14 protein-coding genes and 1 pseudogene are annotated in these 16,317 nt (G+C 63.0%); 10 read left to right on the top strand and 5 right to left on the bottom strand.

Annotation, left to right across the window (positions count from 1 at the left end; genetic code table 11):
* Positions 1-67 precede the first annotated feature (67 nt).
* The gene (locus tag K1X15_RS14795) at positions 68-1,336 is read right to left on the bottom strand and encodes an ABC transporter substrate-binding protein (protein ID WP_220304381.1); all 1,269 of its coding nucleotides are present in this window, start codon (positions 1,334-1,336) and stop codon (positions 68-70) included.
* Between the two features lie 494 nt (positions 1,337-1,830).
* On the opposite strand from K1X15_RS14795, the gene K1X15_RS14800 reads away from it, so the two are divergent.
* The 6 genes from K1X15_RS14800 to sseA all read left to right on the top strand — a co-directional run bounded on the left by K1X15_RS14800 (position 1,831) and on the right by sseA (position 7,892).
* The gene (locus tag K1X15_RS14800) at positions 1,831-2,847 is read left to right on the top strand and encodes a substrate-binding domain-containing protein (RefSeq protein WP_220304382.1); all 1,017 of its coding nucleotides are present in this window, start codon (positions 1,831-1,833) and stop codon (positions 2,845-2,847) included.
* A gap of 250 nt (positions 2,848-3,097) precedes the next feature.
* Entirely contained in the window at positions 3,098-4,207 is a 1,110-nt protein-coding gene (locus K1X15_RS14805; protein ID WP_220304383.1) for an ABC transporter substrate-binding protein, read from the top strand.
* Between the two features lie 97 nt (positions 4,208-4,304).
* Positions 4,305-5,183, top strand: a complete 879-nt coding sequence (locus K1X15_RS14810; protein ID WP_220304384.1) for an ABC transporter permease — start codon at positions 4,305-4,307, stop codon at positions 5,181-5,183.
* Positions 5,180-5,971, top strand: coding sequence for an ABC transporter permease (locus K1X15_RS14815; protein ID WP_220304385.1), 792 nt, complete (start codon positions 5,180-5,182; stop codon positions 5,969-5,971). Before K1X15_RS14810 ends, K1X15_RS14815 begins: the two co-directional genes overlap by 4 nt.
* A 2-nt stretch (positions 5,972-5,973) precedes the next feature.
* The gene (locus K1X15_RS14820) at positions 5,974-6,957 is read left to right on the top strand and encodes an ABC transporter ATP-binding protein (RefSeq protein ID WP_220304386.1); all 984 of its coding nucleotides are present in this window, start codon (positions 5,974-5,976) and stop codon (positions 6,955-6,957) included.
* A gap of 101 nt (positions 6,958-7,058) precedes the next feature.
* The gene (gene sseA, locus K1X15_RS14825; protein ID WP_220304387.1) at positions 7,059-7,892 is read left to right on the top strand and encodes a 3-mercaptopyruvate sulfurtransferase; all 834 of its coding nucleotides are present in this window, start codon (positions 7,059-7,061) and stop codon (positions 7,890-7,892) included.
* 3 nt (positions 7,893-7,895) lie between these two features.
* Here the strand turns inward: sseA and K1X15_RS14830 are convergent, their stop codons facing one another.
* Positions 7,896-8,558 carry a class I SAM-dependent methyltransferase gene (locus K1X15_RS14830; protein WP_220304388.1) on the bottom strand — a complete coding sequence of 221 codons (663 nt, stop codon included), beginning with the start codon at positions 8,556-8,558 and terminating at the stop codon, positions 7,896-7,898.
* 228 nt (positions 8,559-8,786) lie between these two features.
* On the opposite strand from K1X15_RS14830, the gene K1X15_RS14835 reads away from it, so the two are divergent.
* Positions 8,787-9,506: a DNA helicase gene (locus tag K1X15_RS14835; protein ID WP_220304389.1), complete on the top strand. Its 720-nt coding sequence runs from the start codon at positions 8,787-8,789 to the stop codon at positions 9,504-9,506.
* Between the two features lie 64 nt (positions 9,507-9,570).
* Here the strand turns inward: K1X15_RS14835 and mmsB are convergent, their stop codons facing one another.
* From mmsB to chvE, 3 genes are all read right to left on the bottom strand, one after another.
* Positions 9,571-10,854 carry a multiple monosaccharide ABC transporter permease gene (mmsB, locus tag K1X15_RS14840; protein ID WP_220304390.1) on the bottom strand — a complete coding sequence of 428 codons (1,284 nt, stop codon included), beginning with the start codon at positions 10,852-10,854 and terminating at the stop codon, positions 9,571-9,573.
* The gene (gene mmsA / locus K1X15_RS14845; RefSeq protein WP_220304391.1) at positions 10,851-12,383 is read right to left on the bottom strand and encodes a multiple monosaccharide ABC transporter ATP-binding protein; all 1,533 of its coding nucleotides are present in this window, start codon (positions 12,381-12,383) and stop codon (positions 10,851-10,853) included. Before mmsA ends, mmsB begins: the two co-directional genes overlap by 4 nt.
* A 243-nt stretch (positions 12,384-12,626) precedes the next feature.
* Positions 12,627-13,703 carry a multiple monosaccharide ABC transporter substrate-binding protein gene (chvE, locus tag K1X15_RS14850; protein ID WP_240549508.1) on the bottom strand — a complete coding sequence of 359 codons (1,077 nt, stop codon included), beginning with the start codon at positions 13,701-13,703 and terminating at the stop codon, positions 12,627-12,629.
* Positions 13,704-14,152: 449 nt separating this feature from the next.
* On the opposite strand from chvE, the pseudogene K1X15_RS21650 reads away from it, so the two are divergent.
* From K1X15_RS21650 to K1X15_RS14865, 3 genes and pseudogenes are all read left to right on the top strand, one after another.
* Positions 14,153-14,365 (top strand): annotated as a pseudogene (locus tag K1X15_RS21650) (winged helix-turn-helix domain-containing protein); the annotation flags it as partial.
* Positions 14,366-14,374: 9 nt separating this feature from the next.
* Positions 14,375-14,923, top strand: coding sequence for a FadR/GntR family transcriptional regulator (locus K1X15_RS14860; protein WP_220304392.1), 549 nt, complete (start codon positions 14,375-14,377; stop codon positions 14,921-14,923).
* Positions 14,924-14,983: 60 nt separating this feature from the next.
* Positions 14,984-15,937 (top strand): sugar-binding transcriptional regulator, encoded by a 954-nt coding sequence (locus K1X15_RS14865; protein ID WP_220304393.1) that lies wholly within the window; start codon positions 14,984-14,986, stop codon positions 15,935-15,937.
* The last annotated feature ends 380 nt before the right edge of the window (positions 15,938-16,317 follow it).

Raw genomic sequence — 16,317 nt, forward strand, 5'->3', positions numbered from 1 at the left:
TCAGTATTGCGCGAAGTGGGCGGCCGGGAAACCCCGGCCGCCCACTCACTTGGGCTGCCGGGAGGACTTACCAGGCGTCGCCCTTGAGGTCCTGCAGGTCGGCCTCGAGAACTTCAAGGTTCTCGGCGGCGGAGCCATTGCCGGCCAGGGTGTCGTGCACCGCGCTCCAGAACAGCGAGGAGACCTCGTTGTAGTCGGTCTTGGTCGGAGCGGACGGACGCGGCACGGCCTGCTCGAAGATGGCCTTCCAGTTCGCCATGAACGGGGAGGCAGCCAGAACGTCGGCATCTTCATAAAGCGACGGAATGGTCGGCAGGTTGGACTGCTTGATGGCGCGTTCCTTCTGGACTTCTTCCGAAGCCAGGAACTTCACCAGCTCGATGGCAGCTTCCGGATCGGGCGAGTACTTGGAAACGGCCATGTTCCAGCCACCAAGCGTTGCCGCCGAACGCGCGCCTTCGCCGTCGCCTGCCGGCAGCGGAGCGACGTCGAACTTGCCGGCCACGGCCGAGTCGGCGCCGTTACCCAGAGCATAGGCATAGGGCCAGTTGCGCATGAACACGGCATTGCCGAGCTGCCAGACACCACGGCTTTCTTCTTCCATATAGGCCAGCACGCCTTCAGGCGCGATGGTCCCGACCCAGCCAGCAGCGCGATCGATCGCGGCAGCAGCCTGTTCGTTGTTGACCGAAATGGTGCCGTCGGCTTCCACGATCTGGCCGCCGCCATTGGACATGACCCATTCCAGGGCGTCGCAGGTCAGGCCTTCATAGGCATTGCCCTGGAACACGAAACCCCAGATTTCCGAATTGCCCTCGGCACGTTCGGCATCCATGATTTCCTTGGCGGTGGTTTCGAGCTCGGCCCAGGTCGCGGGCACCGACTTGCCATGCTTCTCGAGCAGGTCCTTGCGGTAGTAGAGAGCCGGGGCGTCGGTGAAGGCAGGCAGGGCAACCAGCTTGCCGTCAACGGTCTGCGACTCGATGATCGAGGGGAAGTGGTTCCCCACGACGTCCTTGGCCGCCTCGGTCAGGTCGAGGAACTGATCGGCGAGCTGGGGAGCCCAGATCACGTCGGTCTGATAGACGTCGATGTCGGTATTGCCGGCAGCAAGCCACAGACGATACTGGCCGAACTGGTCAGTGGTCGACGAGGGCATCGGCACCACGGTCACGGTGTGGCCGGTTTCCGCCTCGAAGCGGTCGAGCTGGCTGCGCAGGAACGCCAGGCCATTGCCGGTGTCGCCGGAAACGATCGACAGCTCGGCTGCCTGGGCCACGCCGGCCACCAGGGTAACGCTCGCCATCATCGAAACGAGCAGCGTCTTCAATTTCATTGGAAATCCTCCCGAAAGTAACACGTCACGGGAGAGGCGCGTTGCACGGACTCCGCGCCATGACGCAGAGCCAGTTCTCCTCCCCCTTAAAAGCACCCCGCTGAACCGATTTTTGCCGTTCAGTTTTAAAGCGCTTTGGAAGGTAAGGAACCAGAGCCCCGAAACTCTGTCAAGCGCCGCCCCTTAGGTTTCTGCGAACTTTTCCGCCAGCGTCGGAATTTGCCGTTTAGATTCAGTGGCTTGAAAATTCGACCGGCGCGTAGCGGTCAAAAATATGCCTTTTCAGCCTGACGTACGAACCTCACAGAATCTGAAACGATTTCGGCCTCTTGCTTCAAAATTTGAAATCGCTTTGAATGGCGGCAGGAGGAGAATGGCGTGAACCCCTGTTCAAAAGGGACCGCCTGCCCTAAGGGCTGCATCGACCGGCTTTCTGGCGAGACCAGCGAGACAGCGAACCGGGAGCGTCAGACCGTGTGGGCCGTATCGCCGCTATGAGATTGAAAGACCTCGCCGAGCATCTCGGCCTGTCGCAAACCACGGTCAGCCGTGCACTCAACGGCTATCCCGAAGTGAACGAAGCCACGCGGCGGCGCGTGGCCGAGGCCGCCACTCTGCTCGGCTATCGCCCCAATGCCAGCGCCCTGCGCCTGGCCACGGGCCGCGCCGGCGCGGTCGGCCTGGTGCTGCGCGGCGCCGACGAGCTGGGCCCGCATATGTCCGAATTCCTTTCCGGCGTCGGCAGCTATATGGCGAGTCAGGAGATCGACATGCTGGTCTCGACGGTCGGCAGTCACCAGGAGGAGCTGGCAGCCTATCGGCGTCTGGCGGCCAGCCAGAAGGTCGACGCGGTCATTCTGCACTCCCCCACCATCAGCGACGAACGCGCCGAGTTGCTGATGGAGCTCAAGGTCCCCTTCGTATTGCATGGGCGGACCAATATCGGCCGGCCGGTCGCCTGGCTCGACATCGACAATACCAGCGCGCTGGAGCGCGCCACCAGCCATCTGCTCGACCTCGGTCACAAGCGCATTGCCCTGCTCAATGGGGTCAAGGGACGCACCTTTGCCGAACATCGCGAGATCGGATACCGCGCAGCCCTGACCGCCCGTGGCGTGCCGGTTGACCCTGCCCTGCTCGGCAACTCCGCCTTCACCGACGAAATCGCCTTCCGCATGGCCCAGGCCATGCTCGAATTGCGCCCCCGGCCAACGGCGTTTCTCGCCGGCTCGATGATGACGGCGCTCGGGGTCTTTCGCGCCATCCGCCAGGCCGGGCTGCAACTGGGCTCGGACGTGTCCATGATCGCCCATGACGACGTCTTCCCCTATCTCAACGCCGACAATATGTATCCGACCATGTCGACGACCCGGTCTTCCATCCGCCAGGCAGGGACCCGCATCGCCGAACTGATCACCCAGATCCTGGCCGGCAAGTCGCCCGCAGACATCCACGAGCTGTGGCCCGTGGAACTGGTCTTGCGCGAAAGCTCGGGGCCCGTCCGCCAGTGACGCACGTCTGATTTTTGACCGTATGGACAAAAGTGTCACAAAGAGCCAATCTCGTCTGGCGACGGGAGGGCGTGGGAGATGAGCAGTTCGGCGAAAGGACTGGATTGCCGGGCGATTTAGGAGCCCGGAGGGCGCAATCACTTCGTCACGACATCGTCATCCCACTGTCATCCACCCCCTCTACTCCCTCGCCATATCGCCGGGTCCGCCACAGAACGGCAGGCCTAAGGGATCATCCAGGGAGTCAAAAATGACGTTCAAGTCTGCACTGTCTACATCGGTATCGCTGCTGGCTGTACTGAGCCTTTCCGCTCCGGCCTTCGCCCAGACCGATATCGACGCGCTTTATGAAGCGGCCAAGGCCGAAGGTCAGCTTACCGTGATCGCCCTGCCCCATTCCTGGTGCAACTATGGCGGCGTGATCGATGGCTTCAAGGCCAAGTATCCGGGCATCACGGTCAATGAACTGAATCCCGATGCCGGTTCGGCTGACGAACTCGAAGCCGTCCGCGCCAACAAGGGCAATACCGGTCCGCAGGCTCCCGACGTTCTCGATATCGGCCTCGCTTTTGGCCCGCAGGCCAAGGACGAGGGCCTGCTGCAGGCCTACAAGGTTTCGACCTGGGATGAGATTCCGGACGATGCCAAGGACGCTGATGGCTTCTGGTACGGCGACTACTACGGCGTGCTCGCCTTCGGCATCAACAAGGACATCATCACCGGCGACAACCCCATGTCCTGGGCTGACCTGATGAAGGACGAGTTTGCCAATTCCGTCGCTCTGGCCGGCGACCCGCGCACCGCCAACAATGCCATCATGTCCGTCTACGCCGCTGGTCTTTCCACGGGTGCTGCTGCTGACGTCGCAGCCCAGGCGGGCCTCGAATACTTCAAGGCTCTCAACGACAAGGGCAATTTCGTGCCCGTCGACGCTGAAGCCGCCGCCATTGCCCAGGGCACGACCCCGATCGCCATCAACTGGGACTACAATCTGCTGGCCGCCCGCGACAACCTCAACGGCAACCCGCCGATCGACGTCGTCGTTCCGTCCGATGGCGTCGTAGCCGGCGTCTATGTCCAGGCCATCTCGGCCTATGCGCCCCACCCCAATGCGGCCAAGCTCTGGATGGAGTACCTCTATTCCGACGAAGGCCAACTCGGCTGGCTCGCGGGCTACTGCCACCCGATCCGCTTCAGTGCCATGGCAGAAGCCGGTGTCTTGCCGGACGACCTGATGGCGAAGCTCCCCGCGGCCGAAAACTATGCCAAGGCCGTGTTCCCCAGCATCGAAGAGCAGAACGCCAACAAGGCCACGATCACCAGCGGCTGGGACAGCACCGTCGGCGCTGCCGTTCAATAGGCCAAATGCTTGCACCCGCCGGCCCGGCCGGCGGGTGCACCGCTGACGCCATGTGCGGAAGCGAACACAGATCAGGGTTCTGGGGGCAGGCCGAGCGATGACGGACAACACCGCACCACCGATGCGATCTTCCCGACGCATCCCTTGGGACGGCCTTGCCGTCGCGCCCTTCATCATCTTCGCCGTGATGTTCCTGTTCTTGCCCACGCTGGGGTTGGTGGGGGCCGCCTTTACCGATCGCGCCGGCAAGTTCACCTTCGACAACATCATCGGCCTGGGCGCCGACCAGATCGTTGCCGCCTACTGGATATCGATCCGCATTTCGGGCGCTTCGGCCATTCTGGGCGCCCTGATTGGCCTCGCCATCACCCTGGCCATCATCCGGGGCCGCCTGCCCGGCTGGCTTCGCTCGGCATTCATGACCTTTTCCGGCGTGGCCTCCAATTTTGCCGGCGTGCCCCTGGCCTTTGCCTTCATCGCCACTCTAGGGCGACTCGGCCTCGTCACAATCGTGCTGCGGTTTCTCGGCTTCGATATCTACCGTTCGGGCTTCAACCTCCTCAGCTTCTGGGGCCTCACTCTTACCTACCTCTATTTCCAGATCCCGCTTATGGCGCTCACGATCGCGCCGGCCATTGATGGGCTCAAGAAGGAGTGGAACGAGGCGGCCCAGATCCTGGGTGCCAGCCAATGGCAGTTCTGGCGCTATGTCGGCCTGCCTATCCTGTGGCCGAGCTTCCTGGGCACGCTGAGCCTGCTGTTCGCCAATGCCTTCGGCGCCATCGCCACCGCCTGGGCGCTAACAGGCTCGAACCTCAACATCGTGACCGTGCTGCTCTACAACCAGATCCGCGGCGACGCGCTGCAGAATCCCGGACTGGGTGCGGCACTGGCCTTGGGGATGATCGTCATCACGTCGCTGGCCAATGTCATCTACCTCATCGTTGCCGCCCGCGCCGAGAGGTGGATGAAATGAAGGCGAACCGCTGGGCACCATGGCTCGTCTTTCTCGCCGGGTCGGCCTATTTCATCATCCCGCTGCTGGCCACTTTCGAGTTTTCGCTGCGCATGCGGCGCGGCACCTACAGCTTCGATGCCTATGCCTCGGTCTTCGCCGATCCCCGCTTTCACGCCAGCTTCGGCTATTCGGTGGTGATCGGACTGGTCACCATCGTGGTTGGCATTCTGGTCGTGGTGCCTGCCGTCTATTACGTGCGCCTGCGCATGCCCTGGCTGCGGCCCTTCATGGAATTCATCACCCTACTACCGCTGGTGATCCCGGCGCTCGTGCTGGTCTATGGCTATATCCGGCTTTACAATTCGTCCTCGCTGGTGCCCTTCACCGGCAGCGCCCTGGGCACGGACATCCTGCTCACCTGCGCCTATGTGACGCTGGCCCTTCCCTACATGTATCGGGCGGTCGACAATGGCATGCGCAGCATCGATATCGGGACCTTGACCGAGGCGGCGCAGATTATGGGCGCCAACCAGGTGCAAATCATCGGCCAGATCATCCTCCCCAATATTCTTGTCGCCATCCTCTCGGGCGCCTTTCTCACCTTCGCCATCGTCATTGGTGAATTCACCATTGCGAGCCTGCTCAATCGGCCCGCCTTCGGCCCCTATCTCGTCGGCATCGGCACCAACCGGGCCTATGAGCCGGCCGCTCTGGCTATCATTTCCTTCATCATCACCTGGGGCGCCATGGGCATGATCAACGTGCTCGGTCGCTTCGCCCCTCGCACATCCGCAAGGACAGACTGACCATGGCCGCCTTTCTCCAAGTCCAGAACCTGGTCAAGACCTTTGGGCAGACCACCGTGGTCAAGGGCGTCAGTTTTGCCTTCGACAAAGGCGAGTTCATCTCCCTGCTCGGCCCATCCGGCTGTGGCAAGACCACCATCCTGCGGATGATCGCCGGCTTCGAGACACCGAGCAGCGGGTCCATTGAGGTCGATAGCAAGGACATTACCCACCTCAAGCCCAATCAGCGCCAGCTCGGCATGGTGTTTCAGGCCTACGCGCTTTTCCCCAATCTCACCGTAGGCGACAACATTGCCTTTGGCCTCAAGGTCGCCGGCATGGGGCGCGAGGAGCGCCGGGCCCGCGTCGATGACATGCTCAGGCTCATCGGCCTGCCCGGCTACGAAAAACGCTATCCCTATGAAATGAGCGGCGGGCAGCAGCAACGCGTGGCCCTGGCGCGGGCCATCGCTCCGCGGCCCCGCCTGCTGCTGCTTGACGAGCCGCTTTCGGCGCTCGACGCCAAGATCCGCGTTTCCCTGCGCGAGGAAATTCGCTCGATACAGCGCGAACTGGGCATCACCACCGTCTTCGTCACGCATGACCAGGAAGAGGCGTTGTCGATCTCTGACCGGATCGTGGTGATGAATGCTGGCCGTATCGAGCAGATGGGCAGCCCATACGACATCTACAATCGCCCGGCGACCCGCTTTGCAGCGACCTTCGTGGGGCACCTCAACACCCTGCCCGCCTCGGTCTTTGGCCCCGACCGCGCGATCCGGCCCGAGCTGATCTCGCTCCATCCCCGCCCCGACACCGACACCACTTTGAGCGGGACGGTTTCGGACATAGGTTTCCTCGGTTCCGTTCTGCGGCTGCGCGTCGAGGTCGACGGCACCGATATCAGCATCGACACCTTCAACGCCCAGTCCGGGCCACCGCAGCGGGGTGAACGCATCGCCCTGCATCTGGCATCACGGGACGTGCTGACCCTCGGCGCCGCATAGTGCGCGCAGCTTTCCCCAGCCTTTGGTGGCGCCGCCATTTTGTGGTTTGACCCCGATGGCGGTCATGATCATGCTCCCTCAAACTGAAAGGGAGCACCGCCATGCACAATCCATTCGTCTCCACCGATTGGCTGGCCGCTCACCTCTCAGACCCGGACGTCGTCGTGGTCGATGCCAGTTGGCACCTGCCCAATGCGTCCCGCAATGCCCAGGCCGAGTACCTGGCCGGGCACATCCCCGGCGCGGTGTTCTTTGACATCGACGGCATCGCGGACACCACGACCGACCTGCCCCATATGCTGCCCTCACCCGCCGATTTCGCTCGCGCCGTCGGGGCCCTCGGCATTTCCGATGAGATGACGATCGTGGTCTATGACGAGGTGGGCCTCTTCAGCGCCCCCCGCGTCTGGTGGACCTTCCGCAGCTTTGGCGCCCGCAACGTCTTCATGCTCGAAGGTGGCGGGCCGAAATGGCGCGCCGAAAAGCGACGCATCGAGGCGGGCCTCGTGCAGCGTGACCGGGTCAGTTTCAACGCCAATTTCGATCCCGATGCAGCCGTGGATTTCGACACGGTGATGTCCAATCTGCGCAGCCACGAGGCACAGGTCGTCGATGCGCGACCTGCCCCGCGTTTTCACGGCGAAGTGCCAGAACCGCGTCCGGGCCTCCGATCGGGGCATATCCCGGGCAGCTTCAACGTGCCCGTCGGTCTGCTGACGGAGGCCGGCAGGCTCAAGTCACCTGAGCACTTGCGCGCCATTTTCGCCGAGCGCGGCATCGACCTCGAAAAGCCTCTCATCACCTCGTGCGGCTCCGGCATCACGGCGGTCACCCTTGCCCTGGCGCTGGAGCAGGCCGGTGCAAAGGACGTGGCGGTCTATGATGGCTCCTGGGCCGAATGGGGCGCCCACAAGGATGCCGAGGTCGAAAGCTGACACTTAGGCATAGGCCACCCATCCCCGAAAATCGAAGCCTGCATAGAACAGGCTGATATCGCCAAAGCCCGCTTCGGCCAGCATCGCCTCCTCTGCTTCCGGCGCCAGCAGATGCAACCGTTCCAGCATGGCCTGACGCCCACTCTCAGCCTGCGCCCTGTCGATCCCATTGGATATGGCAAAGGCCGCGTGCCGCCGCATCCAGAGGTCCCGGCTCAGGTCGTCCTGCGGAAAGCTCATATGCGCCAGCACCAGCGGCGCGCCCGGCTTCAGTCGTCGATGTAACTCCTGAAGCGTCGCGAGGCGGTCGCCAAGCGGCATAAAGTGGAAGACCAGCAGCGACGTCGCTCCATCAAATGGACCGTCGGGCGCGTTGCCGATCGTGCCGCGATGGAGTGCCACGCGATCCCCGAATGGTCCGGTCGCCACCTGGGCCGCCTCGAGCATGCTCTCCGAGGGGTCGACGCCATCGAAGTGCCAGCCAGCATGCTGCGACGCCAGGTTTCGCAGTTCCACGCCGCCACCGGCCCCAAGCACCAGTACACGCCCCGTCTCAGGCACATGCTCGGCCAGAAGCAATTCGGTCATGCTGTGAAGGCCATCCAGCCCGGGCACCTGCTTGAAGGCGCCTTCTGCATAGGGATTGGTGCTGCTCAAATTCGGCATCGTGACGTCCGCGCTATTATGTAACTTTCTTAGTTACACACATGCCTCCACGTCAACCCGCTCGCCGCGACTTCCGGGAATCAGCTACCATCACCTCTGGCGCGATCCACGCCACCCCCCTCCACCGGGAAAGCAGCTGACCTGCCGGATCGTTTCGCAACAGAACCGCCCCGTCGTGCGACGGCATAAGGAGGGATTGCCTGAGCCAGCAACGACTGGAGCAAGACCATGCGACTATCCGCACCTATCCACCGCCTCAAGCGCGCCGCCCGCGATCACGCGCGCGCCAGCGCCATGCCCCTCCACACGGCCCTCGACCATGTGGCGGCCGGCGAGGGCTATGCCAGTTGGAGCCTTCTCGCGGCCCGACAGACAGAAGCCGCAAGCGACCCTGCCACGCTGATGCGCTCCCTCGCACCCGGCGAAATGATCCTCATTGCCGCCCGGCCATTGCAGGGCAAGACCATGTTCGCCCTGCAGATTGCGGTGACTGCCATCGCCGATGGCCACGAGGCGCACTTCTTCTCGCTCGATTATACGCCGCGCGATGTCGCCGAGCGACTGGCTCGGCTCCCAGAGGGCATCGCACAGCATGCTACCAAGCTCAACGTCGATTGCTCCGATGCAATCTCCGCCGGTTACGTCATCGAAAAACTCGCCGCTGCGCCGCGCGGCACAGTCACTGCAGTAGACTACCTGCAGCTGCTCGACCAGAAGCGGACCAATCCGCCGCTGGAACAGCAGATCAGGGCCCTGGCGGAATTTGCAAAGGCGCGCGGCGTGACCATGGCCTTTGTCTGCCAGGTCGATCGAAGCTTTGATGCGACGGCCGCCCTACTGCCGGACCTTGCGGATATCCGCCTCCCCAACCCGCTGGACCTGAGCCTGTTCGACCGTGCGGTCTTCCTCCATGGCGGACGCTACAGCACGCTCGACGCCCGCAACTAGCCGCAAACGAAAAGGCCGCCGGATCACTCCGGCGGCCCTTCCTTGGTCCGATGAACCGGCCCTGTCAGGCCGAGCGGTTCTTGTTGTAGAGGTCGAAGAACACGGCGGCGAGCAGCACCACGCCCTTGATCATCTGCTGCCAGTCGATGTTGACGCCCATGATCGACATGCCGTTGTTCATCACGCCCATGATGAAGGCGCCGATCACCGCGCCGGCCACCTGGCCGACCCCGCCCAGCGCCGAGGCGCCGCCGATGAACACGGCCGCGATCACGTCGAGCTCGAGACCCTGTCCCGCCTTCGGAGTCGCCGAATTGAGGCGTGCTGCATAGATCATGCCGGCCAGGGCCGCCAGGGCGCCCATAATGGCAAAGATATAGAAGGTGGTGCGCTCGGTCTTGATGCCCGAAAGCGCTGCTGCCTTGAGATTGCCACCCAGCGCGTAAATGCGGCGACCAAAGGTCATGCGCTTGGTCAGGAAGACGAAGACGGCAATCAGCAGGCCCATCACCACCAGCACATTGGGCAGACCGCGATAGGACGCGAGCATATAGGCGAAGAACAGTACCATCGCCGCAATCACCACATTCTTGATCACGAACAGGCTGAACGGCTCCACGTCATAGCCGCGCGCCCTGCGACGGGCACGGGTACGGATGGAGAAGAACACCATGCCCACGATCGCCAGGATGGCGATGACCATGGTGGTGGTGTGCAGAGCGACATTCTGCCCGTTTTCGGCCAGCCACGGCATGGTGGTTGGCCCGATGACGTCGGGGATGAAGCCGGCCGACAGGAGCTGGAACTCGGTGGGGAACGGCCCGACCGACTTGCCCGCGAGAATGGCCAGCGACAGGCCCTTGAAGATCAGCATGCCTGCCAGTGTCACGATGAAGGCGGGGATGCGATAGTAGGCAATCAGATAACCCTGTGCCGCGCCGATGGCCGCACCCACGAGCAGGCAAATGGCGCCTGCCACGATCGGATTGGCGAGGAATGCCAGCTCGGGCGGGAACTTCCACCCCACCATCAGCATCGCGGCCAGCGCCCCGATGAAGCCCGAGACCGAACCCACCGAGAGGTCGATATGGCCGGCCACGATCACCAGCAGCATGCCCAGCGCCATCACGATGATATAGCTGTTCTGCAGGATGATATTGGTCAGGTTCACCGGCTTGAACAGCACGCCATTGGTGAAATACTGGAAGAACAGCATGATCAGGATCAGCGCCAGCAGCAGGCCGTAATCGCGCATATTGGCGCGCAGCGCCCCAATCAGGCTCAACTCGTGGGACTGGGCCGGCTGGGCCGCCGCGCCGGTTCCGGTCGGTACAGTTTCGGTGGTCATGATGCCTTTCCTTCAGCGCGCACGATGGAGCGCATGATCTTTTCCTGGCTCGCCTCGCTGGTGGGCATCTCGCCCACGATGCGGCCTTCGTTCATTACGTAGAGTCGATCGGTGACGCCCAGCAGTTCGGGCATTTCCGAGGAGATCACCAGGATTGCCTTCCCCTGGGCGGCGAGCTGGTTGATGATCGTGTAGATTTCGTATTTGGCGCCCACATCGATGCCGCGCGTTGGCTCATCCAGGATGAGCACGTCCGGATTGGCATAGAGCCATTTGGAGAGCACCACCTTCTGCTGGTTGCCGCCCGACAGGTTGCCAACCACCTGATAGACGCTGGACGAGCGAATATTGGTCTTGCGCCGATAATCATTGGCCGCGTCCAGCTCGCTGAGATCATCGATCACCCCCCACCGGGACACCCCCATGAGGTTGGCGATGGTGGTGTTGTGCTTGATGTGGTCGATCAGGTTGAGGCCATAGGTCTTGCGGTCCTCGGTCGCGTAGGCGATGCCGTTGCGGATCGCCTTGTCGACAGTGGACGTATCGACCTTCTGGCCGTTGACCAGAACCTCGCCGGTGATCTTCTGGCCATAGGCCTTGCCGAAGACGCTCATGGCGAATTCCGTCCGGCCAGACCCCATGAGCCCGGCAATGCCCACAACTTCACCCTTGCGCAGGGTGAGATTGACGTCCCGGATAATCTGCCGCTCCCGATGCTGCGGGTGATAGACATTCCAGTTGCGGACCTCGAACACCACTTCGCCGATCTTGGGCGTGCGTGCCGGATAGCGGTCATTGAGCGAGCGCCCGACCATCGAGGTGATGATGCGGTCTTCGGTGATGTCCTCGGTGTTCATCGTTTCGATGGCCTTGCCATCGCGAATGACGGTCACCCGGTCGGCAATGCGCGAGATTTCGTTCAGCTTGTGGCTGATGATGATCGAGGTAATGCCCTGCTTCTTGAACTCGAGCAGCAGGTCGAGCAGCGCCTGACTATCCTTCTCGGACAGGGACGCCGTGGGCTCGTCCAGGATCAGCAACTGCACCTGCTTGGAGAGCGCCTTGGCGATTTCCACCAGTTGCTGCTTGCCGACGCCGATATTGGTGATCAGCGTATCCGGATCCTCGTTGAGCCCCACCATCTTGAGCAGCTTGCGCGCCCCATCGCGGGTCTCGTCCCAGTCGATCACGCCGTTCCTGGCCTGCTCATTGCCCAGGAAGATATTCTCGGCAATCGAGAGCAGCGGCACCAGCGCCAGCTCCTGATGGATGATCACGATGCCCTTGTGTTCGCTGTCGCGGATCGACTTGAAGTGCTGTTCCTCACCCTTGTAGATAATCTGCCCCTCATAGGAGCCCGAGGGATAAACCCCGCTCAGCACCTTCATCAGGGTGGATTTGCCAGCGCCGTTCTCGCCGCAAATGGCATGGATTTCGCCTTCCCGTACGTCCAGATTGACGTCGGACAGGGCTTTCACGCCCGGGAAGGTCTTGGTGATGCCGCGCATCTCCAGAATGGTCTTGGTCATGGTAGGCCCTGCTTCCGGTGAGCGTGCCAGGTCGCGCTCGGAGACCTTTTTACACTCATTTGCCACCCCGGCGAAGGCCGGGACCCGTCTTGAGATCTCGGGATGGGCCCCGGCCTGCGCCGGGGTGACATCCGGTGGATGCTGGCTGCGAGTTTGCAGGCACACTGCACCGGACCCAAGAGCCCAGAAATCCTGAAAGGGACCCCGCGCAAGCGCGAGGTCCCCTGTCGAAGCCACCGCAGATTACTGCAGTTCTTCTTCCTTGATGTAGCCCGAGTCGATCACGCGTTCCTTGTAGTTGGTGGCATCCACCTCATACGGGGTCAGCAGGATCGAAGGGACAACCTTGACGCCATTGTCATAGGTCTTGGTGTCCAGGCCACCGGGTTCCTGACCGGACAGCACGGTGTCGATCAGCTGGGCAGTGTACTGGGCCAGTTCGCGGGTGTCCTTGAACACGGTCGAGTACTGCTCGCCGGCGATGATCGCCTTCACGGACGGGACTTCAGCGTCCTGGCCGGTGATGATCGGCCAGGCCAGGTCGCCCGAGCCGTAACCGACGCCGCGCAGCGACGAGATGATGCCGCGGCTGAGGCCGTCATAGGGGGCCAGCACGCCGTGAACGCGGCTGCCATCCGAGTAGTTGGCCGAGAGGATGTTGTCCATGCGTGCCTGGGCGACAGCACCGTCCCAACGCAGGGTACCGACCTGTTCCATGCCCATCTGGCCCGACTTGATGACGATGTCGCCAGCGTCGATCATGGGCTGCAGAACGGCCATGGCGCCGTCATAGAAGAAGAAGGCGTTGTTGTCGTCCGGCGAACCGCCGAACAGTTCCACGTTCCAGGGCTTCTGGTCGCCGAAGCGCTCTTCGAGACCCTTCACGAGGCTATTGGCCTGCAGGACACCGACCTGGAAGTTGTCGAAGGTGGTGTAGTAGTCGACATTGGCGCTTTCGCGGATCAGGCGGTCATAGGCAATGACCTTGACGCCCTGATCGGCGGCCTGCTGCAGCACGGCCGAGAGCGTGGTGCCGTCGATCGAGGCGATCACCAGGGCCTTGACGCCCTTGGTCACCATGTTCTCGATCTGGGCCAGCTGGTTCGGAATATCGTCTTCCGCATACTGCAGATCGACGGTGTAGCCCATGCCTTCCAGCGCGGTCTTGAGCTCGTTGCCGTCCGAAATCCAGCGCAGCGACGACTGGGTCGGCATGGCAATGCCAACCTGGCCCTTGTCCTGGGCGAAAGCGCCGGTGGCAGCGGATGCGAGCAGCGCACCCGTGGCGAACAGCGTCGCGATTGTTTTGAGAACCTTCACGTCTCGACTCCCTAAAAATATTCGAGATTGGTTGTTTCGTGGTCTTCTGGGTCTGGAAAAATCAGGCAGCCTCAACGGCCCGGCACCCATGATCATGACCATTCGGCCACAATTTCAGGTGCCGCTCTACGCCGCATCTGGTCGGGTCGACGCCACGAGGCGTCGCCGCTCGGATCTGCATGAAGTCCTCCGGCACGGACGACATTGCTGTCGCCATGGACTCTCCCAAGCCCATGAGGCCGGACGCTAGGATAATCAGACAGGCCTGTAAAGCATCGATTCGCATCATCCCTATATTTTTTCGACTGGCGCAATAAAATGAGAGCCCCGCTTGCTGGCTGGTTCGAGCATCGATATGGTGGCGCCGACTGAGGGAGGAACTGTTGCAATCGGGCGAAATAACGCCCACAACAGTTCAAAGGTATCAGATACCTTTGGGAGTTTGAACGATTACGACTGGTGAACACCGGCCCGATCAGGCCAGCGCCGCCACCACGGTCGCAGATGATCTGGCCAATGAAATCCTGACCGAGCTGGCGCCAGGCGCCAGCCTGCCGAGCGAGGCTGAACTGGCCGAGCGCTACGCTGTCAGCCGGCTGACCATCCGCGAGGCGGTCAAGCTGCTGGCGGGTCGCGGCCTGCTCGAGCTGGCGCGCGGCCGCCGGGCGGTGGTGCGCGAGCCGGACGGCGCCGCTTTTGCCGACTTCCTGACCTCCATGCTGCACAACGATTCCAAGGGTCTTTTCGACCTGGTCGAGGTCCGGCTCTCGCTCGAAGTGCAGAGCGCGACCCTGGCGGCCAAGCGGGCCAGCCGCGCCGGCATCGCCGCCATCGAGAACGCCCTGCAGGGCATGCGCGACAATGCCGATGCGGCCGTGGCGGATGACCCGGAGGCCGACCGGCGCTTCCACGATTTCGATGTCGGCTTTCATGAGGCGATCGCGCTGGCCAGCGGCAACCGCATCATGGGCTATCTGTTCGAGGCCATGGCGATCCCCCTGCGCCAGGGCATCCAGATCAGCCGGCGCGGCCATGCCAATCGCGGCCACACCCTGTACGACACGCTTGCCGCCCATCAGCGCATTCTCGACTGCATCCGCGATGGCAATGGGCGGGCGGCGGGCGAGGCGATGCGCCTGCACCTCAAGGACACCGAGCGCGACATCCGCAATGCGCTCTCCAGCATGGCCGACCGGCCGGCCCGGCAACGCGCGCGCTAATCGCCCTTGCGGCCAGCGGCTCGATCGGAATAATCGGCGCAATACCAGGACGAGGGGCCGATGGCTGCGCGAAACGACAATTCTGTGACCCGGCTGGACGACGCCGCGCGCGCCGGCTGGCTCTATTATGTGGCCGGCAACACGCAGGAGGAAATCGCCACCAAGATGGGGATCTCCCGCCAGTCGGCGCAGCGGCTGGTGTCGCTTTCGGTGAGCGAGGGACTGATCAAGGTCCGCCTCGACCACCCCATCGGCCATTGCCTCGACCTCGCCGAACGCCTGCGCACCCGCTATGGCCTCGACCAATGCGAGGTGGTCCCCTCAGACCCCGGCAGCACCTCGACCACCATCGGCATTGCCGAGGCCGGCGCCGCCGAGATCGAGCGCTGCCTGCGCGCCAGCGAGCCGATCATCATGGCCATCGGCACCGGCCGCACCCTCAAGGCTGCCATCGAGCAGCTCCAGCCCATGGATTGCCCGCACCACAAAGTGGTCTCGCTCACGGGCAATATCGCGCCGGACGGCTCGGCCGCCTTCTACAACGTCATCTTCAACGTCGCCGACACGGTCAAGGCAAGGTCCTTCCCCATGCCGCTGCCGGTCATCGCCTCCTCGGCCCGCGAGCGCGAATTGCTGCACGCCCAGCCCATGATCGCCGCGACACTGAGCCTGGCCGCCCAGGCCGACACCACCTTTGTCGGCATCGGCCATCTCGGCCCCGATGCGCCCCTGCTGCTTGATGGCTTCATCTCCGAGGCCGACCACAAGGCGCTGCAGAAGGCCGGCGCCATGGGCGAAATCTGCGGCTGGGCCTTCGACGCCGAGGGGCGGCTGATCGACGGCCTCACCAATGACCGCGTCGCCTCGGCCCCCATCCCCAGCCGCGAAAAAGGCCAGGTCATCGCCATCGCCATGGGCGAGAAAAAGGCCGCCGCCATTCGCGCCGCCCTCACCCGCCGGCTGGTCAGCGGCCTGATCACCGACGAGCGCACCGCCGAATTGCTGCTGGGCTGAGCCTACCCCGCCGCATTGGCCGCGTGGCCAGAAGGACGGGTTGACGCGCCGCCCGGCCTTGCGGCTTGCGGTTGTGCAATGGACGTATCCCGAGGCGCGTGCGTCTCAGTAAAACTAAGTAATAGAGACGTCGCCGCCTCGGGATGCCGGTTTTTCGTAAAGGACTCGGTCCCCATTGAACGCTCGTCGCAGGGTGACCGCTTCCTGGACGCGCAACTGGAGCGACCCAATTACGCCCGGCTCCCCCCGCAAAGTTCGCTGCAGTCCGTCCGCGCGGGAGTGATGGGGGGAGTATGGGGGATGGTTGAGGGGGCGGGGATAAGATGTTTCGCGCCTCGCGCTCAACCGATCCCGGTCCGTCCTCGGCCTGACCCGAGGAC

It is taken from the genome of Devosia salina (genome assembly GCF_019504385.1).
Lineage (GTDB): Bacteria > Pseudomonadota > Alphaproteobacteria > Rhizobiales > Devosiaceae > Devosia > Devosia salina.